The organism is Streptomyces huiliensis (assembly GCF_020037025.1).
GTDB classification, from domain to species: Bacteria; Actinomycetota; Actinomycetes; order Streptomycetales; family Streptomycetaceae; genus Streptomyces; species Streptomyces huiliensis.
Genome location: NZ_JAIQLH010000002.1, coordinates 20,221 through 40,563, shown reverse-complemented (window position 1 = coordinate 40,563; position 20,343 = coordinate 20,221). Strand labels below are relative to the sequence as shown.

Genomic DNA, 20,343 nt, shown 5'->3' with positions numbered 1-20,343 from the left:
GGGCGGCAGCCGCCAGGGGGCTCCGGCCTGCGAGCGTCCCCGCGCCCCCGCGGTCAGTCCGAACCGGGGCCGGAACCTCCGGATGCCTCCTTCGAGGCGCGGCGGTACTCGGCGTTTATGCGCTGGGCTTCCTCAAGCTGGTCCTCGAGGATGACGATGCGGCAGGCTGCCTCGATCGGGGTACCCCGGTCGACGAGTTCGCGGGCGCGGGCGGCGATCCGCAGTTGGTAGCGGGAGTACCGGCGGTGTCCGCCCTCCGAGCGCAGCGGAGTGATCAGACGAGCCTCACCGATGGCCCGGAGGAATGCGGGGGTCGTGCCGAGCATCTCGGCGGCCCGGCCCATGGTGTACGCGGGATAGTCATCGTCGTCCAGGCGGTCGCTGAGCGGTGTGTCTGCTGTCATGTCACCTCGTAGTGCAACGCGTCGAGGGGCCCTGGTGCCGTACGGCACCAGGGCCCCGAAGGAAATTCAACACCATCTGTCGGCCCTAATGCTCTGCCGACCTTCTGTTTCCGCTACCCGGCCCGTGGAGGGAGAGGTGCGGGGATCGCGGCTGCTTGACCGGGGACCACCATCCAATCGGGGGTCTTGCGGTACCCGGACCGAGAACTTCCCGGGCCGGGCGATCCTGATGGCGTCTGCTCCTCCGTCCTTGCTGTGAACCGAACACTGGGTGAAACGGGTACTGCGCTACTGCTTCGGTGATGCCGGTGGCGGCCCCTCGTCCTGCGGGCCGCCCGGTGCGGTTCCCAGCCCCGTCGCCGTTCTGCTGATGGCTTGGCTTCGGAGCTCCGGATCCGCACCGACCTGCGAACTTCGCGTACTGCTACCCGCCAGTTCGTGTCTGCCGGGTCTCTCTTGACCGTGTCGACGAGAAAAAGAGTAACCACGCCGGGAGGCAATGTCTACTCTGACAAACACAGATTTTGGCGTGCGCGGGTGACAGGCAATCGGTGGCCCGCGGCGACGGTGCCGGGTCCGGTCGTCGGGGCCGCGAAAAGCGGTGAGGGCCCGCCGACGCGTGTCGGCAGGCCCTCACAAGGCTCTGATGGCGGTCGCCCGCCCGTCTTCACACCGCCGGGGAGGCGCCGCCTCCGAGCAGCGCCGACGCGGTCCGCAGCGCGGTGGGGACACTCGGCGGCGCGGCGGACACGGGGCGGTCGTGGCAGGTGAAGCCGAGGCAGGCCATGGCCCGTACCACTTCGCCGCTGGTGAAGTCGCGGCGGTCCTGCCGGGTGACGACCTGGCCCACTTGCTTGACCGGGTAGCGGCGGCGGCCGATGGTCACGGACTCGTCCGTGACGAGCTCGGGCGCGACGCCCTCCATCGAGGCCATCACCCCGCTCCTGGTCAGTTCGAACGGGTATTGGGCGATGACACAGCGCATGATGCCTCACAGGGAAGAGGGGGGCGGGCGGATTCGCGAGGTGAGGGATCAGCGCGCGAGGGCGAGGACGTCCGGGGCGCGGCCGTGCTCACCGACGGCTCCGGTCCGGGCGCCGGGCGGGACGAACGGTCCGGCGAGGACGTCCCGCAGCCGGAGCCGGTCCGTGTAGGTGAGGCTGCCGCGGAGCACGGCGAGCCGGGCCAGGGTGATCAGGCCGGTGCTCTGGTCGTCCCCGTCGCAGAGGACGAGGTGATCGACGCGGGCGCCGGCCATGAGGGCCAGAGCCACCTCGACCGTCATGTCGTCACGGACCCGCGGTCCGGACGCGTCCCCGTCGTCGGCCGCGGCCTTGGGGGAGGGGTCCACTCCGTGCCGCTGCGTTCGCGACGGTGTCATACGCGTCTCCTGGTGGGAAGCGGAAAGGGGCGGGCTCGTGATCACAGCGTGCTACGCGGCCGAGCCGAAGCCGGTCCGCCGCCGTGACCCGCGGGACCCCGCTTCACCGACGGGCCGGCCCTGGCCGGCGTGGCCCCGGCGCCCCCGGCGGGCCCGGGACGAGGAGGACGGCCCGCGGCGGTGTTCCACGTCCGGCGCGGTGATGACGACCGGGACACCGGAAGGGGCCTGGGCGCCGGTGATGCGGCTCAGCTCCGCCTCGCCCGAACGCACCTGGGCGACCCGCGGGGTGATGCCCGCCGAGACCATCAGCCGGCTCATCTCGCGGCGCTGGCCGGGCGTCACCAGGGTGACGACGCTGCCGGACTCGCCGGCGCGGGCCGTGCGGCCGCCGCGGTGCAGGTAGTCCTTGTGGTCGCCGGGCGGATCCACATTGACGACCAGATCGAGGTCGTCGACGTGGATCCCGCGCGCCGCGACGTTGGTCGCCACCAGTACCGTCACATGCCCGCTCTTGAACTGGGCCAGGGTCCGCGTGCGCTGCGGCTGGGACTTGCCGCCGTGCAGGGCCGCGGCGCGGACACCGCTGCTCAGCAAGTGCTGGGTCAGCCGGTCCACCGCGTGCTTGGTGTCGAGGAACATGATCACCCGGCCGTCCCGCGCCGCGATCTCGGTGGTCGTCCGGTGCTTGTCCGCGTCGTGCACGTGGAGGATGTGGTGCTCCATCGTGGTGACCGCGCCCGCCGACGGGTCGACGGAGTGCACCACCGGGTCCGTCAGGTAGCGGCGGACCAGCAGGTCGACGTTGCGGTCCAGAGTGGCCGAGAAGAGCATCCGCTGCCCGTCGGGACGCACCTGGTCGAGCAGGGCGGTGACCTGCGGCATGAAGCCCATGTCGGTCATCTGGTCGGCTTCGTCGAGGACCGTGACGCCGACGTCGTCCAGCCGGCAGTCGCCCCGGTCGATGAGGTCCTTGAGCCGCCCGGGCGTCGCGACGACCACCTCGACCCCGGTGCGCAGCGCACCGGCCTGCCGTCCGACGGACATCCCGCCCACGACGGTGGTCAGCCGCAGGCCCACGGAGCGGGCGTACGGGGCGAGCGCGTCGGCGACCTGCTGGGCGAGTTCCCGGGTGGGGACGAGGACGAGGGCGAGCGGCCGCCGCGGCTCGGCACGCCGGCCCGCCGTACGGGCCAGTACGGCGAGGCCGAAGGCGAGAGTCTTGCCCGAGCCGGTGCGGCCCCGGCCGAGCACGTCACGGCCGGCCAGGGAGTTCGGCAGGGTCGCCGCCTGGATCGGGAACGGTACGGTCACGCCTTCGTGGCCGAGCGTGGCCAGCAGCCCTGTGGGCATGGCGAGGTCGGCGAACGCCCCGACGGCGGGCAGCGCGGGTGTGACCGTCTTCGGCGGCGCGAACTCGCCTCGCACGGCCGGTCGATTTCCGGGGGCCTTGGAACGGCGCGGACCGCCGGGTCGGTCGAATGTATGGGTGGGGCGGGAACGCTTCATGCGGAACCTTCCTTGACGGGCACGTGGCAAGGAATTCCCGCAGCAGTCGATCCGCGCAGAGAATCTCGAGAGACGAGCCGGATGTGAAATGCCGGGTCGGACCGGTGGAACGTGTCACCGGTCGGATATGCGGCGGATCGTTCCGCCGCGCGCCCTGAAAAACGGCGAGCCGGGGCCCGCACCCCAATGGTGCGGGCCCCGGCTGCGGAGTACGTCGGCGCCGGTGTCAGGCGAGAACGATGTTCTCGGCCGTCGGGCCCTTCTGGCCCTGCGCGATGTCGAACGTCACCTTCTGGCCCTCCAGCAGCTCGCGGAAGCCCTGGGCGCTGATGTTCGAGTAGTGGGCGAAGACGTCGGCGCCGCCGCCGTCCTGCTCGATGAAGCCGAAGCCCTTTTCGGCGTTGAACCACTTCACGGTGCCACTGGCCATGTCATTCTCCTCGGGAGACGGTGTCGGGAATTCACACTGCGTGAATTCCGTGTCGCCGTGATGATTACCCCGTAGGAAATGAACCTTCTGGCAACCACACCTGCAACTGCTTCGAAGGTAGCACGGTGCGACCGGCCTTGCACGGTCGATAATTATGCTCCGGTCGGGGGTCGACGAATATTCGACATGCCTCGCGCCAATTTTCTCTTGTCGCGGGAACAGATATCGGCCCCCGTGGGCGGGGCCTTTTCTGCCCCGAGGCGTCCGCGCCCCCTGTGATTGCTGCCGACGGGAGGTGTGCACCGCTGCCCCTGTCGCCGGGGGACGGCGCGGTGGGCGGACACGTCGAGACCGCTCGTCGTGACGCGGGTCACATCGTTCCCGGGTCGGGTACCGCTCCGGGCAGGGCCGGATGGTCGGCGACCACCGTCGCCGAGCCGGGGGCGATCTCGACGTCGCCGGCGTAGACGACGGCGTGCTTATCCGGCGCCGGGAACTCGAAGCGGGCGAAGAAGTCGTCCAGAGCCTCGGGATTGACGGCTTGGGTACCGAGGGATCGCCAGGTAGCGGGAGATTGTGCGCCTGTTCTGATCGGGTGGGATGCGAGCGAGGGAGCTCTGGCGGGGCCCCGACCCGCACAGTGGCCCGGCATGTTGTCAAGCGATGAGGAGTGCTCGTGCTGTCTGCACGACGTGGGCGTGCAGACAGCACGGCTGCGTCCGGGCGGCGTCCCCGTAGCCGTAGCGTGGTTCGGGACTGTACGAGGCCCCCGAAATCCGCTGCGGAGGTGAGGAATTCCCTGGTGGGGGTCCCGTGGCGAGGGCCTCCCATGGAGTGCAGGGGGGCCATGATCCGGCCCCGGGCGGGAGCCTCCGGGGCGGAATCCGATTGCTGACCTCGCGATCAGGAACGTAGCCTGGGGCCGCTCGTGGAGCTGTCCGCTCCGTTCGTATATGTCACGAGGTGATGACCTATCTCCCAGGCCTGAGAACCGCTTGCCGTGAGGCTTGACCCCCTGTTCTGTGCAGCAGCGCGCGGTCGCCTCTCAGCAGAGGTCTGCCCTTCGGCCTGGGCGTTGCCGTACCCGATTTTCCTGTCGCCGCGCAGTAAGCGGGACGGGCATGCCTGGCCTGCCCCTTTCCCCTTTCTGTCCGCCAGAACAGGAACTGTGTCGTGTCCGCTGACACCCAATCCCTCCTCTCCCGCTCCGCCCCCGCCGGCGGCCGGCCAGGCGGTGGTCGCACCGTCATGCTGGTTGTCGTCCTGGTCGCGGAGCTGATGAACGCTCTCGACGGCTCCGTCGTCTATACGGCCCTCCCCGCCATTCAGCACGACACCGGTGCCTCGGGCACCGCGGTGCAGTGGGTTCACGCCGCCTACGCACTGACCTTCGCCATTGGGCTGATCACTGGCGGCCGGCTCGGCGATCTCCACGGCCGCAAGCGGCTCTTCCTCCTGGGGACCGGCGTCTTCACCGCGGCGTCGCTGCTCTGCGGCCTGGCCGGCACACCCGCCGTGCTGATCGCCGCCCGCTTCGTCCAGGGCGGTGCCGCGGCGGTCATGATTCCCCAGGCCCTGGCCACGCTGCACGTGACCTTCGACGAAGGCTCCCGTGCCAAGGCGTTCAGCCTCTACGGCACCGTCATGTCGCTGGGCAGCGTCGCCGGACCGGTCCTGGGCGGCGTACTCACCAGCGCCGACGTCTTCGGCCTCGGATGGCGCCCGATCTTCCTGATCAATGTGCCCATCGGCCTGGCGGCCGTGCTCCTCGGCCTGCGGCACCTGCCCGAATCCCGTGACCTCGCCACCCGGCGCCCGGACCTCGCGGGCATGCTCCTGGCCGGCTTGGGCCTGCTGCTGATCGCCTACCCGCTCACTGCCGGCGGGGCACACCAGTGGCCCGTCTGGACCTTCCTCATGATGGCCGGGGGATTCCTGACCCTGATGGTCTTCGTGGTCCAGCAGCGGGCCAGAACCGCACGGGGCCGCGACCCGCTCGTCGTCCTGGCGTTGTTCAAGCGCAGGGCGTTCGCCGCAGGGCTGTCCGCGCAGCTCGTCTTCGGTCTGCTGTCCGGAGTGTTCTTCCTGGCGTGGACCCTGTTCATGCAGGACGGGCTCGGGCTCTCCCCCCGGCAGGCGGCGGCGGGTTTCGCGGCGGCGTCGCTGGGTGAGATGGCCGGGGCGTGGCTGGCGATGAGTCTGGCCGGCCGGCACGGCAGGCGCGCCCCTCAGGCCGGCGCACTGTTGGCCGCTGCCGCCCTGGGCGGTTACGCGTGGCTGATCACAGAACAGAACACCGGCCTGTCCCTGGTGTCGACGGTTGCGCCGATGCTGCTGGTCGGCCTCGGTCTCGGCATGATCGGAGCGGCACTGGCCGACATGACGCTACGTCAGGTGGGCCTCGACCACGCCGGCTCCGCGTCCGGGCTGTTCAACACCTCGACCCAGCTCGGCATCGCTTTGGGCACGGCATTGACCTCCGTGGTGTTCTTCGCCCACTCCCCGGCCGGCAGTCATGGCACCACCGTCACCGCCGCGTTCACCGGAACCCTCTGGTACGTGATCGCAGCCCTGCTGGCGATGTGGGCCCTCATGCTCTTGCTGCCCAAGCGCCACGCCACGGATTAGAACCGGCCCTCCGGGGCCCGGACGCAACGACCGGGCCCCGGGTGCCTCAGGACGGCCGCCCGGACGTCGGGGTCCGCGACAACCGGTCCGGACCGCTGCTCTCACCTGCCGGCACATTTGTCAACGAGGAACAACCGATCCCCATGATTCGAGTGTTGATCGCCGATGGCCTGCGCCTCACGCGCGAAGCGCTGTCCGTCGTGGTCGCGTCCGAACCCGGCATGCAGGTGGTCGCGCAGGTGCCACGAGGCGACGAGATCGCGCCGCAGGCCCTGCGCACCCGCCCGACCGTGGCGCTGCTCGACGCCCAACTCCCCGGCCTGGACGGGATCCCGGCCGCGGAACGACTCAAAGCCGCTCTGCCCCCATGCCGCGTCGTCATCCTGACGGCCCTGGAACGCCCCGGCACCTTGCGAACCGCCCTGGAGCTGGGAGTCGAAGGATTCCTGAGCAAAGCCGTATCGGTCAAAGAACTGACCGACTCCGTCCGCAAGGTCGCCCGGGGTGAATGTGTCCTGGACCCACGGCTCGTCACCGACGCCCTGCACACACCCGACAACCCGCTCAGCGAACGCGACAGGGAACTTCTCCGCCTGGCGGCACATGGCCACACACCCCCGGAGATTGCCGAGATCCTGCATCTCTCACCCGGGACGGTCCGCAACAACCTGGCCGCCGTCAACCGCAAGGTCGGGGCGCGCAACCGTATCGAGGCGATACGCACCGCCACCGCCCGCGGCTGGATCTGACCGGACCGGCCTTCTCCACCGCGTCCCCGAGTGCAATCCGCACGAGAAACCGTGCGTTTCACCTTCGCGAGACCCCTGCGACATCCCGCTAAGGACCTGTATAACCGCTGGTCAGCGCGGTGGTGGTGGGAAATTCCGGCTTCGGGAAACCGGTCCGGGCGGCATCGTGGCCTTGAAAGAATCCGAACCCGGCCCGGCTCTTCGAACGAGCCGTCGCCCTCCACGATCCGAACGAAAAGGAGACATCATGTCCAGCCGGTGTGATGTATGCAGCAAGCAGCCCAGTTTCGGGAAACGCGTGGCCCGCTCCGGGTCCCGCGCCCAGAGCCGGCACGTCCGGGGACGGTCGAGCCGCCGCTTCAACCCGAACATTCAGTCGGTCAAGGCCGTCAAGGACGGAACGCCCCTCCGCATGAAGGTGTGCACCTCTTGCATCAAGGCGGGCAAGGTGGACCGTCGCCTCTCGTAAGCGTGCGGGAGAAACCGGGGCCCAGGCTCTTCAGTCGTTTCCGCGCTGCGGTGCCTGGCGCCCGGCGCCGGCCGACAAGGAACGAGTTCCCTTGTGACGATTGCGGAATGCCGACCGCGCCCCTTGACGGCCCCGACGAGTGGTACACGGTACTCGACCATGTATGGCAATGCGCTGACGCCGCCGAGGACGACATCCTGTGCGTCGGTTGCCTCGAAGTCCGCCTGGACCGCCGCCTTGTGTCCACCGATTTCATCCCGGCAGCTCTCAATGACCCGCACTACGGCCACCACAGTCAGCGCCTGCTCAGTCGCCTGCGGCCCGCGAGCGAGGGCTGAGGTCCACCGGCCGCCTCCGGCTCGAGCGGAAATATTCCCTTGCATGGGCGCCCGAGGCCCTTTTAGCCTGTTATGGATGTAGTTCCGTCGGTGCCCGTTCCGGGGCCCGACGCCGTGTTTCGAGGTGATGACGTATCTCCCAGGCCAAGTAAGCAGCCGCTCGTTCAGAGGCGCTTTTCCGGTTGTCCGCCATGGCGGACGGCTGATGCCTGCCTCGACGGCGGTGCTTCCCGATGGCCTGGGTTCGTTTCGTCGCCCCCTGCTTCCCCCCTGTCGCGCTGAACGGCGAGCGGGGGCATGCCCGGGCCTGCCCCCGTCCCCCCTTCCTTCTGTACGCGAACAGGAATTCCCTCGTGTCGACCGACACCCGTACCACCGGCAGCCCCCGTCCCACCGGGGCCGGCCGTGCCGCCACGATCACCCTGGTCGTGGTGCTGATCGCCGAGCTGATGAACGCGCTCGACGGTTCCATCGTCCACACCGCATTGCCCGCCATCCAGGCGGACACCGGTGCCTCCAGCGCCGCGGTGCAGTGGATCCCCGCCGCCTACACCCTCACCTTCGCCCTCGCCCTGATCACGGGCGGGCGCCTGGGTGACCTCTTCGGCCGCAAGCGGGTCTTCATCGCCGGTACCGCCCTGTTCACCGTGGCGTCCCTGCTGTGCGGGATCGCGACCGGTCCGGACGTCCTGGTCGCCGCCCGGGCCTTGCAGGGTGCCGGAGCGGCGGTCATGGTGCCGCAGGTCATGGCCACCATCGCGGTCACCTTCGAGGGCGAGTCCCAGGCCAAGGCGTTCGGCATGTACGGCATGATCATGTCGCTCGGCGGCGTGCTCGGCCCCGTCCTGGGCGCGGTCCTGACCGCTGCCGACATCGCCGGCCTGGGCTGGCGGGCGATCTTCCTGATCAACCTGCCGATCGGTGTGGCCACCGTGCTCTTCGCCCTCCGGTTCATCCCGGAGTCCCGCGAGCAGCGGGCGCGGCGCCTGGACCCGCTGGGCATGCTGCTCTCCGCCGCGGGGATGCTGCTGATCGCCTACCCGCTCACCGTGGGCGGGGAGCGGCACTGGCCCACCTGGAGCTTCCTCATGCTCGCCGCGGGCGTGGTCGTGCTGGCCGGGTTCGTGGCCCAGCAGCGCGCCAAGACCGCCAAGGACGGCTCGGCGCTCGTGGCGCTGTCGCTCTTCAAGAGCAAGGCGTTCGCCGGCGGGCTCGCCGCCCAGCTGGTCTTCGGGCTGGTCTCCGGTGCCTTCCTGCTGACGTGGGTGCTGTTCATGCAGTCCGGCCTCGGTCTCACGCCGGGACAGTTCGCTCCGGCGTCCGTCGCCATCTCCGTCGGCGGCATGGCCGGCGCCATGCCGGCCTCCAAGTGGGCGGGACGCCACATGCGGCGTGTGCCGCAGGCCGGGGCCGTGTTGATCGCTCTCACGCTGGCGGGCTACCAGCTGCTGGTCTCCGCCCAGCAGACCGAGACGCCGTTCGTGGCCGCTGTCGCCCCGATGATCCTCGTCGGCGCCGGGTTCGGCATGGTCGGCGCGGGTCTCGCCGGTCTCACCCTCAGCCAGGTCGGCCACGAGGACGCCGGGTCCGCGGCGGGACTGTTCAACACCGCCATGCAGCTCGGCACCGCACTCGGTATCGCGACGGCGTCGGTGGTGTTCTTCAACCACGCCCCGGCGGGCAGCCACGGCGCCGCCGTGACGCATGCCTTCGCGGGCAGCGTCTGGTACGTCATCGCCGCCCTCGTGGTGATGTGGGCGCTGATGTTCCGGCTCCCCAAGCCGGTCAAGGCCACCGCCTGACCCCCACCGCCGGGGCCCGCCCTCACCGGGGCGGCCCCGGCCCCTTCTCCAGTGCGAAGCTGTGGGCCCCACGTTCGCGCCGCGTGAGGGCTCCACGTCGGTCAGACCTACGTGCCAAGAACGGGCGCCGACGCCTCGGTCGTCGCCGCGCGCCCGCGCTCCCGCGTTCGAACGCACGGGCAGGCCCTCTACTGACGTCGGAGGCGCGGGAGTGGTCAGCGGCGTCCGCGCAGCGCCGGATGGTCGGCGACCACCGTCGCCGAGCCGGGGGCGATCTCCGTGAAACCGGCGTCGCGGACGAGGGGCAGGCCGCTCGACGTCAGTTCCGCCCAGCAGGCGGGGTCGGCGGTGCGGACGGAGAGCGCGAAGCCGTCCTCGCGCCACGCCTTGCGGGCCGTGTCGTCCAGGTCCCACCACGCCAGCTGGGCGCCGTGCCCGGCCTGGGCCATCGTCTTGCCCGCGGACATCTCAAGACCCGGATTGAGCCACAGCACCGGCCGCTCCGGGGCGGCGGGGCCGGGTGCGGTGGGGTCGTCCAGTTCCGTGCCGGACACCTGGAGCTTCACCAGCTCCGGGGGCCAGCCGTCGAGCGGGACCGGCGGGAAGACCCGTACCTCGGCCGTCTCACCCGTCACCGTGATCCCGGGCAGTGCCGAGGCCCGGCGCCACTCCGCGCCCCGGGCGCGGCGGACGACCTTGCGGATGCGGGCGTCCTGCCAGTCCCGTACGGCTTGGGCCCACTCGCCGTCTCCCGTGGAGCGCTCGTCCGACAGCAGGACGAGCACCGCGCGGGCGGCCGTCTCCAGGGCGTCGGTACGGGCCGGCGGGGCGGCCTTCTCGATCCGCGCCACCAGGGGCAGGACGAACTGCGGCGCGGTGTCGCGAGGGTCGGTGGAGCCGGCCGGGATTCCGGTTTCTGAGCTGGTCACGGAGCCAGTCTGCCAGCCGTCCGCCGGGCGCCCGGGGCCGCTATGGTGATCCGGGAATCGGGGGCATAGGGGAGGGGTGGGGATCCTGTGGAACTCCGGGACGTCGGCCGCCGGTACGGCGTGCGCGGCCGGTGGGTGCTCAGGGACGTCGGACTGCGGGTGCCGGGCGGCACGCTGCTGAGGATCGAGGGCGGCAACGGCAGCGGCAAGTCCACGCTGCTGCGGCTGCTGGCCGGCGTCGACGCGCCGAGCGCCGGACGGATCACCGGCCGGCCCCGCACCGCGTACGTCCCCGAGCGCTTCCCCGCGGCCCTGCCGCTCACCGCCCTCGGCTACCTCACCCGCCTCGGCCGCATCCACGGCCTCGGCCGGCGCGCGGCCGACCGGGCGGCCCGCGACTGGCTCGAACGCTTCGGCGCCGGGCGGTACGCGCGCACGCCGCTGCGCGAGCTCTCCAAGGGCACGACCCAGAAGGTCGCCGTGGCGCAGGGCCTGGTCGGCGCCCCCGGCCTGCTCGTTCTCGACGAGGCGTGGACCGGCCTGGACGGCGAGTCCCGCCGCGTCCTCGACCGGGCCGTCCTCGACCGGGTCGCCGACGGGGGCGCCGTCGTGTTCGTCGACCACGATCCGCGGCGGCTGGCGGGAGTGTGCCAGGCGGTCCACCGGGTGGAGGGGGGACGGCTCGTCCCGGCGCCCGCGGCGCCCGGCCCGCGCGTCCGCGTGGAGGCGGAAGGCGCCGGCCCGCTGCCGGACGCGCTGCCCGGCGACCCTGACCGCGAACCGCTCCCCGGCGCCGTCCGGCTCACCGTGGCCGCCGCCGACTCCGACGCGCTGCTGCGCGCCCTGCTCACCGCCGCACCGCCCTGGCACATCCGCTCGGTCACCGCCGCGCCCGCCCCGGAGGAACCGCACCGATGACCGCCCTGCTGCGCTACCAGGCCGCGCTGCTGCTCCGCTCCCACCGCTGGCTCCCGCCGCTGATGCTGTACGCCGTCCTCCTGACGATCGGGGTCCGGCCCGGGGAACCCGTCCTCGACTCCTTCGGCCTCGCCGCCGGCCTCCTGCTGCCGGTCGCCGCCTGGCTGGTGCGCGTCTGCGTCACCAACGAGCCGGACGCCGCCTGGGACTGCGCCGCCGCGGCGGCGGGGCCGTGGCGCGTCCACCTCGCCGGGATACTCACCGCCCTGGCGGCCTCGCTCGCCCTGGCGGCGGCGGGGACCGCGGTCGTGGCGCTGATATCCGACCCGCACGGCGCGGGTGGACGGGTGGCCGTGCCGCTGGGCCCCGCCGCCGGCGCGGGGTTCGTCGCCGCCGCGAGCTGCGCCCTGCTCGGCACGGCCGTCGGCGCCCTCTGCAACCGGCCGCTGCTGCGCAGCACGGCCCGGTCCGTGCCGGCCACCGTGCTGGCCGTGTTCCTGGTGCTGCTCCCCGGCGGCTCGCCCGCCAACGCCGCCGTCACCGAGCTGGTCAGCGCCTCCCGCAGCGGGGAGGTCAGCTGGCCGCTGCTGCCGCTCGCCGTGGCGGCGGTGTTCGCGGCGGGGGCGGCGGCGGTGGCGTGTGCGCTGAGCTCGCGGCGATAGGCGAGAGCGGGCTCAGCCCTTGGCGATCAGGTCCGAGACGCGGACGAGCTCGTAGCCGCGCTCCCGGAGCCGGGGGACGATCGTCCGGACCGCCGCCTCCGTGGCCGGCGCCGCGCTGCGGGTGCAGTGCATCACGACGACCGAACCGGGACGCGCCTTCGCCAGCACCTCGTCCGCCACCGGGCCGGGCCGTTTCGCGAACGCGTCGCCGCTTATCACGTCCCACTGCACGGCCGTCACCTTCGCCGGGCCCAACTCCCTGAGCACCTCGGGGTTGTGGCACCCGCCCGGGAAGCGGAAGTACGGCACCGTCCGCTCGACTCCGGCGCGCCGGAACGCGGCGAACGCCCGCTCCACGTCCGCCCGCGCTCCGCCCGGCTTCACCGCCGGGAGGCCGTAGCAGGGGGAGGCGAACGCGTGGTGGCTGTAGGAGTGGTTGGCGACCTCGAAGAGGGGGTCGGAGCCGATCGACCGGGCCTGGTCCGGGTACTGCTCGGCCCACCTGCCGGTCATGAAGATCGTGGCGGGGGCTTTGAGGCGGCGGAGGGTGGCGATGAGGGGCGGGTTGTCGAAGTGCTCGCCTTTCGCGGCGCGGGGGCCCTGGTCGGACGTCATGTCGGCGTCGAAGGTGAGGGCTATGCGTTTGCCGCTGTCGCGGCGGCCGTGGGAGAAGAGGGGGGCTGCGCCGGCTGGGCCCGGGGGGAGGGTGGGGGCGACTGTCGGTGAGGGTTTCGCCGGGGGTGTCGCGACGGGTGTCGGCTTGTTGGTGGGGCCGACGGCCTCCGTCGCGCTTTCACCGCTGCCGCAGGCTGTCGTGCAGCAGAGGAGGGCGAGGGTGGGGGCGAGGGCGCGGAGGGGGCGGGATATGCGGAGCACGTTGGGACGTTACCCCGGTGGGGTGTGCCCCGGTCCCGCCCCTTCGCCGTTTCCTGGGGCTGCGCCCCAGACCCCGCTTGTCGCGGCTCCGCCGCTCGTCCTCAAACGCCGGACGGGCTGAAACAGCCCGTCCGGCGTTTGAGGACAACCGCGCGGAGCGCGGTTTCAGGGGGTCTGGGGGCCAGCCCCCAGGAATCGGCGAAGGGGCGGGACCGGGGCACACCCACCCCTCAGCCGTCCGCCAAGGGCTTCGCGTCCCGCGCCAGCGCCGTAAGCCGCGAAATAGCCCGGAAGTACTTCTTCCGGTACCCACCCGCGAGCATCTCCTCGCTGAACAGCTGATCGAACGGCCGCCCGGAAGCCAGCACCGGCACCTCCCGGTCGTAAAGCCGGTCCGCGAGGACGACGAGCCGCAGGGCGGTCGACTGGTCCGGGACCGGCTCGACGCCGGTGAGGCAGACCGCGCGGACGCCGTCGCAGAGGGCGCCGTAGCGGCTGGGGTGGACCTGGGAGAGGTGCGCGAGGAGGGCGGGGAAATCGTCGAGCGAGGCGCCCTCCACCGCGTGGGCCACCCGCTTGACGGTCTCGTCGTCGTAGGGCGACGGCGCCTCGGGGAGGCCGCGGTGGCGGTAGTCCTCGCCGTCGATGCGCAGGGCGCGGAAGTGGGCCGAGAGGCCCTGGATCTCGCGGAGGAAGTCGGCGGCGGCGAACCGGCCCTCGCCGAGCTTGCCGGGCAGCGTGTTGGAGGTCGCGGCGAGCGCGACACCCTGCTCGACCAGCTTGCCGAGCAGCGTGGAGACGAGGACGGTGTCGCCCGGGTCGTCGAGCTCGAACTCGTCGATGCAGAGCAGCTCGTGCCCGCCGAGCGTGCGCACGGTCTGCTGGAAGCCGAGGGCGCCGACGAGGTTCGTCAGCTCGACGAAGGTGCCGAACGCCTTCCGCTCCGGGGCGGCCGGCGCCGCGTGCCAGAGCGAGGCCAGCAGGTGCGTCTTGCCGACGCCGTAGCCGCCGTCGAGGTAGACGCCGCGCGGACCGGCCGGCGCCGGCTTGGCCTCCCGCCGGAACCAGCGCTTCCGGCCGCTGCCCGCGGCCGGCGAGCCGAGCCCGGCCGCGAAGCCGGAGAGCACTCGGACGGCCTCGGTCTGGCTGGGCTGGTTCGGGTCCGGTATGTAGGTGTCGAACCGCACCGCGTCGAAGCGCGGCGGCGGCACCATCTCGGCGACCAGGCGCTCGGCCGGGACGTGCGGGGTGCGCGAGGTGAGCGCGACGGGCTGCTCGCCCGTCGGGCGGGCGTCTGGGGATGCTGCGGTGGAGGACGACACAACTCTCCAGCGTAGCCGCTGACGGGCGCGGGACGGCCGGGAGCGGAGCGAGGCATGTCACACCCGGGACCGCGGGCCGTGTCACACTCCCACCTATGCGACGCCTGTTCCCTGTGCCCACCGTGCCCGCCGACCTCGAGGACCGCGAGTGGGGGCTCGACGAACTGGCCGGCCTCTACGCCTACCCCGAGTTCGTCGCCGAGGGGCGCCCCTGGCTGCGCGCCAACATGGTCTCGTCGCTCGACGGCGCCGCCCACCACGAGGGCCGCTCGCAGCCGCTGTCGTCGGCCGCGGACATGCGGATCTTCGGTACGCTGCGCGCGCTCGCCGACGCCGTCGTGGTCGGTGCCGAGACCGTCCGGCAGGAGGGCTACCGCCCGGCGCGCGCCCGCGAGGCGTTCGCCGCCCGGCGGGCCGGGCTCGGCCAGTCGCCGGCGCCGGTGATCGCGGTGGTGAGCGCCGGGCTCGACCTGGACTTCTCGCTGCCGCTGTTCGCCGAGCCGCTGGTGCCGACCCTGGTGCTGACGGGCGAGGCGGCCCCCGCCGAGCGGCGCGACGCGGCCGCCGCGGCGGGCGTGGAGGTCGTCGTGGCCGGCGAGGGGAGGACGGTGGACGTGGCGCGGATACCGGAGCTGCTGGCCGCGCGCGGGCTGCCGCGGCTGCTGACCGAGGGCGGGCCGCGGCTGCTCGGGCAGTTCGCGGCGGCGGGGGTGCTGGACGAGCTGTGCCTGTCGCTCGCGCCCATGGTCGCCGCCGGGATCGCGCCCCGGATCGCCGGCGGGCCCCCGCTGGAGGTGCCGCGGTCGTTCGCGCTGGCGTCGGTGCTGGAGCAGGACGGTTTCCTGTTCACGCGCTACCGGACGGGTGCGGCCTGACGGTCGGTTCCACGACCGGCATCTGACAATCGGCGGAATCCTCTGTTCCGCTTATCGTCCGGCGGGCAGAATTGTGTCGGACGCTCCCCCGGGGGCACGGGTTCGAAACAGCGGGCTCCGAGGGAGCACGCGCAGGATGGTTTCTGTGTGGGCCCGGGCCCACGGAGGAGAAGGGCGCCGACCGTGTTCACGAGCGTATTGATGATCGAACAGCCGCTGTCCGCGACGGACGTCGACTTCGTCACCGGCCTGCATGACGACGACATGTCCTTCGTGGTCCTGATGCAGCCCAGAGGCGCCGAGGACCGGCTGCTGCGCGCCATCGACGACGTCGCCCTCGGCGAGCTGGAACAGGCCGTCCACGAGGCGGACGAGCCCGAGGGCGAGGCGGCGCTGCGGCCCGCCGCCCTCGCCCTGGAGCACTCCCTGCGCCTCCTGCGCGGGGCCGGCAGCGAGGCGGTCGGCCAGATCATCGACGACCACCCGCTGGACCTGCTCCGTTCCGTCGTCGAGCAGACCCACGCCGACGAGGTGATCGTGCTGACCGCACCCCACCTCGTCGAGGAGTTCTTCCACCGCGACTGGGCCTCCCGCGCCCGCCACAAGGTCGGCGTGCCCGTCCTCAAGCTGTACGCGCACGCGGACGAGGACGGGGAGGACGCGAACGAGGAGTAGCCCGGACGTCAAAGGGGACCGCCCGCCCGAGGCCATCCGGACAGGTGAGTTTGCCGCCGGACGGGCTGACAAACCAGCCCGTCCGGCGTTTGGGGACAACCACGCGAAGCGCGGTTTCGGGGGTCTGGGGGCGCAGCCCCCGGGAATCGGCGAAGGGCGGGGCTGGGGCATCCCCACCCGGCCGGAGGCCACCCCGCCGGCACCGGGTGCGAGAATCGGCGCAGTCACAGTCCCCGGACCCCCGGGGACGACCGCAGCAGCCGAGAACAACCAGGGAGCACCGCACATGGCACCGGCCGTCCCCAAGACGATGGACCGCCCGCACTTCATCGGCATCGGCGGCGCCGGCATGTCGGGCATCGCGAAGATCCTCGCCCAGCGCGGCGCCCAGGTGGCGGGCAGTGACGCGAAGGAGTCCGCGACCGCGGCGGCGCTGCGCGCCCTCGGCGTCACGGTCCACATCGGGCACGCCGCCGAGCACCTCGCCGAGGACGCCACCTGCGTCGTCGTCTCCAGCGCCATCCGGCAGGACAACCCCGAGCTGTCCGCCGCCGCCGAGCGCGGCATCCCGGTCGTCCACCGCTCGGACGCGCTCGCCCGCCTGATGGACGGCCTGCGCCCGATCGCCGTCGCGGGCACGCACGGCAAGACGACCACCACGTCGATGCTGGCGGTGGCGCTGGACGCGCTCGCGCTCGACCCGTCGTACGCCATCGGCGGCGACCTGCACGGGCCCGGCACCAACGCCCGGCACGGCGCGGGCGAGATCTTCGTGGCGGAGGCGGACGAGAGCGACCGCAGCTTCCACAAGTACGCGCCCGAGGTCGCGATCATCCTCAACGCGGAGCTGGACCACCACGCGAACTACGCCTCGATGGAGGAGATCCACGAGTCGTTCGAGATCTTCGTGGGCCGGATCCGCCCGGGCGGCACGCTCGTCGTCGCGGCCGACCAGGAGGGCGCCCAGGAGCTGACCCGCCGCCTCGCCGGGCGCACCGACGGCATCCGGGTCGTCACCTACGGCGAGTCGGAGGGCGCCGACGTCCGTGTCCTCGACGTCACCCCGCGCGGCCTGACCAGCGAGGTCACCGTGCTGCTCGACGGCCGTGAGCTCACCTTCGGCGTCTCCGTCCCCGGCCGGCACTACGCCCACAACGCCGTCGCCGCCCTCGCCGCCGGTGTCGCGTTGGGCATCCCGGCCGCCGACCTGGCCGCCGCCCTCGGCAAGTACACCGGCGTGGGCCGCCGCCTCCAGCTCAAGGGCGAGGCCGCCGGCGCGCAGGTCATCGACTCGTACGCGCACCACCCCACCGAGATGACCGCCGACCTGGAGGCCATGCGTGGCGCCGCGGCCGGCTCCCGCGTCCTGGTGGTCTTCCAGCCCCACCTGTTCAGCCGCACCCAGGAGCTCGGCACCGAGATGGGACAGGCGCTGGCCCTCGCCGACGCCTCCGTCGTCCTCGACATCTACCCGGCGCGCGAGGACCCGATCCCCGGCGTCACCAGCGACATGATCATCGACGCGGCCCGGGCGGCCGGCGCCGACGTGCGCGCCGAGCACGACATGGCCGCCGTCCCCGACGTCCTGGCGGGAATGGTCCGCCCCGGCGACCTCGTTCTCACCATGGGCGCGGGGGACGTCACGGACCTCGGTCCGCGGATCCTGGCCCGCCTGGAGAGCTGACCCCCGAGAGCCCCGAGAGCCCCGAGAGCTCCGAGAGTCCCGAGAGGACGTACGGCCCATGCCCTACGAGGTCGAGAAGACGGACGAGCAGTGGCGCGCGGAACTGACGCCGGCGGAGTACCAGGTACTCCGCCGCGCCGGTACGGAACCGGCGTTCCGCGGCGAGTACACGGACACGACGACGGCCGGCGTCTACTCCTGCCGCGCCTGCGGAGCCGAACTCTTCCGCTCCACCGAGAAGTTCGCGAGCCACTGCGGCTGGCCGAGCTTCTACGACCCCAAGGACTCCGACGCCGTCGAGCTCCTCGAGGACCGCTCGCACGGCATGGTCCGCGTCGAGGTCCGCTGCGCCCGCTGCGGATCCCACCTCGGCCACGTCTTCGAGGGCGAGGGCTACCCGACCCCGACGGACCAGCGCTACTGCATCAACAGCATCGCGCTGCGCCTGGAGCCGGCGGGCGAGCAGGGCGAGTGAACCCGCCGTCCGCCTGAACCCGCCATCCGCCTGAACCGGCCGTCCGCCGCCGGGGAGGCCGTGCCCGGCCGCCTGGCGACGGGGGGCGCCGACGGCCGGACGGCCGGTGAACGAACGGAGGGGGCCGCGGCCGGGACCGTCCGGCCGGGCGGGTGAGGGATGGCCGGCCGGCCCCTGCCACGACCGAGGACGATCCCCCGGTCGGTCACCCCCAACCCTGCCCTGCCCGGCGCCCGGCGCAGGAGGGCCGAACGGCTCCCTTCGGGGCCGTTCGGCCCTGGGGCGGCGATCAGCTGTTGGCTATCAGCGGGCGCCGGTCATCCGCCCGTCCGCAGGATCGCCGCCGACTCCGGGGGGAGGTGGAGCAGGCCGCGTTCGTCCGGGGGCGGGAGGGGGCGCCAGGCGGCCAGGACGCGGGTGGTCGGGGGGACGGGGAGTTCGGCGGGGGTGCGGGCGAGGTTGGCGGCTATGAGGAGGGGGCCGCGGTGGAAGGTGACGCATCGGTCGGGGGTCGCGGTGGGGGCCGTGTCCGTCCAGTCCGGGGTGGTGAGGGCCGGTTCCGTGTGGCGGAGGGCGATCAACTGGCGGTACCAGGCGAGGAGTTCGGCGTGCGGGGTGCGGTGTGACTCGTCCCAGTCGAGGCAGGAGCGGAGCCGGGTGGCCGGGGACTGGGGGTCGGGGACGTCCTCCGCGGGCCAGCCGTGGGCGGCGAACTCGCGGCGCCTGCCGCGGCGTACGGCCTCGGCCAGCTCCGGGTCGGTGTGGTCGGTGAAGTACTGCCACGGCGTCCGGGCTCCCCACTCCTCGCCCATGAAGAGCATCGGCGTGAACGGCGCGCACAGCACCAGTGCGGCGGCGCAGGCGAGGAGGCCGGGGGAGAGGCGGGCGGCCAGGCGGTCGCCCAGGGCGCGGTTGCCGATCTGGTCGTGGGTCTGGGCGTAGCCGAGCAGGCGGTGGGCGGGGGTGGTGGCCGGGTCCAGGGGGTGGCCGTGCGGGCGGCCGCGGAACGACGAGTGGGTGCCGTCGTGGAAGAAGCCGCCGCGCAGCGTCTTGGTGAGGGCCTGCCCGGGGTCCGCCGCGAAGTCGGCGTAGTAGCCCTGGGACTCGCCGGTCAGCGCGGTGTGCAGGGCGTGGTGGAAGTCGTCGTTCCACTGGGCGTGCAGGCCGAGGCCGCCGGCCGGGCGCGGGGTGATGGTGGCCGGGTCGTTGCGGTCCGATTCGGCGATGAGGAAGAGGGGGCGGCCGAGGCGTTCGGCGAGGTCGTCCACGGCCTCGGACAGGTCGGCGAGGAAGTGGCGCGGGCCGTCGTCCGCGAGTGCGTGGACGGCGTCCAGGCGGAGGCCGTCCAGGCGGTAGTCCCGCAGCCAGGCGAGGGCGCTGTCGATGAAGTACGTCCGGACTTCGGCCGATCCCGGGCCGTCGAGGTTCACCGCCGCGCCCCACGGGGTCTGATGGCGGTCGGTGAAGTACGGGCCGAAGGCGGGGAGGTGGTTGCCGGACGGGCCCAGGTGGTTGTGGACCACGTCCAGGACGACGCCGAGGCCGTGCCCGTGCGCCGCGTCGACGAAGCGGCGCAGTCCGTCCGGGCCGCCGTACGGTTCGTGGACGGCCCACGGCGCCACCCCGTCGTAGCCCCAGCCATGCCGGCCGGGGAACGGACAGACGGGCATCAGCTCGATGTGGGTGATGCCCAGTGCGGCGAGGTGGGGGAGGCGGTGGGTCGCGGCTTCGAAGGTGCCTTCTTGGGTGAACGTGCCGGTGTGGAGCTCGTAGAGGATCGCGCCGGGGAGGGCACGGCCCGGCCATGGGTGCTGCCACTTCCAGTGCGCCGGGTCGATGGGGGCCGCCCGGCCGTCGGGACCGTCGGGGAGGCGGCGGGCTCGGGGGTCGGGGAGGGGCGGGGTGTCGTCGAGGGCGAAGCCGTAGCGGGTGTCCGGGGTTCCGGGGGCTTCGCGGTGCCACCAGCCGGGGCGGGTGGGGGTGGGTTGCATGGGGTGCGTGCCGTCGTCCGTGTGCAGCGTGACGCGTTTGGCGTGCGGGGCCCATACCTCGTACAGCACCGGCGGCTCCTCGGGTCGGAGTGGGGTTGCCCCTGCCCCGCCCCTTCCCGTTTCTCGCGGGGGCAAGCCCCCGCGCCCCCGAAGCGCCCTGCGGGCGCTGTCCTCGAACTCCCCCAGAGGGGGCACCCCCAACGGGCTGATCCAACCCGTTGGGGGT

The 20,343-nt window shown here is 72.6% G+C and carries 20 protein-coding genes; 11 read left to right on the top strand and 9 right to left on the bottom strand.

What is annotated here, in order from left to right; translation table 11 throughout:
* Positions 1–53: 53 nt before the first annotated feature.
* From JNW98_RS00335 to JNW98_RS00315, 5 genes are all read right to left on the bottom strand, one after another.
* Positions 54–404 carry a helix-turn-helix domain-containing protein gene (locus JNW98_RS00335; protein ID WP_223765987.1) on the bottom strand — a complete coding sequence of 117 codons (351 nt, stop codon included), beginning with the start codon at positions 402–404 and terminating at the stop codon, positions 54–56.
* Between the two features lie 667 nt (positions 405–1,071).
* Positions 1,072–1,389, bottom strand: a complete 318-nt coding sequence (locus tag JNW98_RS00330) for an SCO5918 family protein (protein ID WP_223765986.1) — start codon at positions 1,387–1,389, stop codon at positions 1,072–1,074.
* Positions 1,390–1,437: 48 nt separating this feature from the next.
* Positions 1,438–1,785 (bottom strand): CBS domain-containing protein, encoded by a 348-nt coding sequence (locus JNW98_RS00325; RefSeq protein ID WP_223765985.1) that lies wholly within the window; start codon positions 1,783–1,785, stop codon positions 1,438–1,440.
* Positions 1,786–1,836: 51 nt separating this feature from the next.
* Entirely contained in the window at positions 1,837–3,294 is a 1,458-nt protein-coding gene (locus tag JNW98_RS00320) for a DEAD/DEAH box helicase (RefSeq protein ID WP_223765984.1), read from the bottom strand.
* Between the two features lie 226 nt (positions 3,295–3,520).
* On the bottom strand, positions 3,521–3,724 hold the full coding sequence (locus JNW98_RS00315) for a cold-shock protein (protein WP_223765983.1): 204 nt from the start codon (positions 3,722–3,724) through the stop codon (positions 3,521–3,523).
* Between the two features lie 1,173 nt (positions 3,725–4,897).
* Between JNW98_RS00315 and JNW98_RS00310 the strand changes: the two genes are divergently transcribed.
* The 5 genes from JNW98_RS00310 (at position 4,898) to JNW98_RS00290 (ending at position 9,710) form a co-directional block, all read left to right on the top strand.
* Positions 4,898–6,352: an MFS transporter gene (locus JNW98_RS00310; RefSeq protein WP_223765982.1), complete on the top strand. Its 1,455-nt coding sequence runs from the start codon at positions 4,898–4,900 to the stop codon at positions 6,350–6,352.
* Between the two features lie 152 nt (positions 6,353–6,504).
* On the top strand, positions 6,505–7,101 hold the full coding sequence (locus JNW98_RS00305; protein WP_308015425.1) for a response regulator transcription factor: 597 nt from the start codon (positions 6,505–6,507) through the stop codon (positions 7,099–7,101).
* Positions 7,102–7,348: 247 nt separating this feature from the next.
* Positions 7,349–7,570 carry a 50S ribosomal protein L28 gene (rpmB, locus tag JNW98_RS00300; protein WP_223765981.1) on the top strand — a complete coding sequence of 74 codons (222 nt, stop codon included), beginning with the start codon at positions 7,349–7,351 and terminating at the stop codon, positions 7,568–7,570.
* Positions 7,571–7,677: 107 nt separating this feature from the next.
* Entirely contained in the window at positions 7,678–7,908 is a 231-nt protein-coding gene (locus tag JNW98_RS00295) for a hypothetical protein (protein WP_223765980.1), read from the top strand.
* Between the two features lie 353 nt (positions 7,909–8,261).
* The gene (locus tag JNW98_RS00290) at positions 8,262–9,710 is read left to right on the top strand and encodes an MFS transporter (protein ID WP_223765979.1); all 1,449 of its coding nucleotides are present in this window, start codon (positions 8,262–8,264) and stop codon (positions 9,708–9,710) included.
* 215 nt (positions 9,711–9,925) lie between these two features.
* Here JNW98_RS00290 and JNW98_RS00285 read toward each other — a convergent pair whose 3' ends face one another.
* Entirely contained in the window at positions 9,926–10,639 is a 714-nt protein-coding gene (locus JNW98_RS00285; RefSeq protein ID WP_223765978.1) for an aminoacyl-tRNA hydrolase, read from the bottom strand.
* Positions 10,640–10,726: 87 nt separating this feature from the next.
* Between JNW98_RS00285 and JNW98_RS00280 the strand changes: the two genes are divergently transcribed.
* Both JNW98_RS00280 and JNW98_RS00275 read left to right on the top strand, forming a co-directional pair.
* Positions 10,727–11,557 (top strand): ABC transporter ATP-binding protein, encoded by an 831-nt coding sequence (locus tag JNW98_RS00280; protein WP_223765977.1) that lies wholly within the window; start codon positions 10,727–10,729, stop codon positions 11,555–11,557.
* The gene (locus tag JNW98_RS00275; protein ID WP_223765976.1) at positions 11,554–12,219 is read left to right on the top strand and encodes an ABC transporter; all 666 of its coding nucleotides are present in this window, start codon (positions 11,554–11,556) and stop codon (positions 12,217–12,219) included. Before JNW98_RS00280 ends, JNW98_RS00275 begins: the two co-directional genes overlap by 4 nt.
* Positions 12,220–12,231: 12 nt before the next feature.
* Here the strand turns inward: JNW98_RS00275 and JNW98_RS00270 are convergent, their stop codons facing one another.
* A complete protein-coding gene (locus JNW98_RS00270) occupies positions 12,232–13,086 on the bottom strand; it encodes a polysaccharide deacetylase family protein (RefSeq protein ID WP_223766042.1) in 855 nt (284 codons plus the stop codon).
* 239 nt (positions 13,087–13,325) lie between these two features.
* Entirely contained in the window at positions 13,326–14,417 is a 1,092-nt protein-coding gene (zapE, locus tag JNW98_RS00265) for a cell division protein ZapE (RefSeq protein ID WP_223765975.1), read from the bottom strand.
* Positions 14,418–14,512: 95 nt separating this feature from the next.
* Between zapE and JNW98_RS00260 the strand changes: the two genes are divergently transcribed.
* The 4 genes from JNW98_RS00260 to msrB all read left to right on the top strand — a co-directional run bounded on the left by JNW98_RS00260 (position 14,513) and on the right by msrB (position 18,126).
* Positions 14,513–15,292, top strand: a complete 780-nt coding sequence (locus tag JNW98_RS00260) for a pyrimidine reductase family protein (protein WP_223765974.1) — start codon at positions 14,513–14,515, stop codon at positions 15,290–15,292.
* A 183-nt stretch (positions 15,293–15,475) separates the two neighbouring features.
* On the top strand, positions 15,476–15,967 hold the full coding sequence (locus JNW98_RS00255) for an indole-3-glycerol phosphate synthase (protein WP_223765973.1): 492 nt from the start codon (positions 15,476–15,478) through the stop codon (positions 15,965–15,967).
* A gap of 286 nt (positions 15,968–16,253) precedes the next feature.
* Positions 16,254–17,651, top strand: a complete 1,398-nt coding sequence (gene murC / locus JNW98_RS00250; RefSeq protein ID WP_223765972.1) for a UDP-N-acetylmuramate--L-alanine ligase — start codon at positions 16,254–16,256, stop codon at positions 17,649–17,651.
* 58 nt (positions 17,652–17,709) lie between these two features.
* Complete coding sequence (msrB, locus tag JNW98_RS00245; protein WP_223765971.1) at positions 17,710–18,126, top strand: peptide-methionine (R)-S-oxide reductase MsrB; 417 nt, start codon at positions 17,710–17,712, stop codon at positions 18,124–18,126.
* Between the two features lie 317 nt (positions 18,127–18,443).
* On the opposite strand, the gene treZ is transcribed toward msrB, so the two are convergent.
* Entirely contained in the window at positions 18,444–20,186 is a 1,743-nt protein-coding gene (gene treZ / locus JNW98_RS00240; RefSeq protein WP_308015420.1) for a malto-oligosyltrehalose trehalohydrolase, read from the bottom strand.
* Positions 20,187–20,343 lie beyond the last annotated feature (157 nt).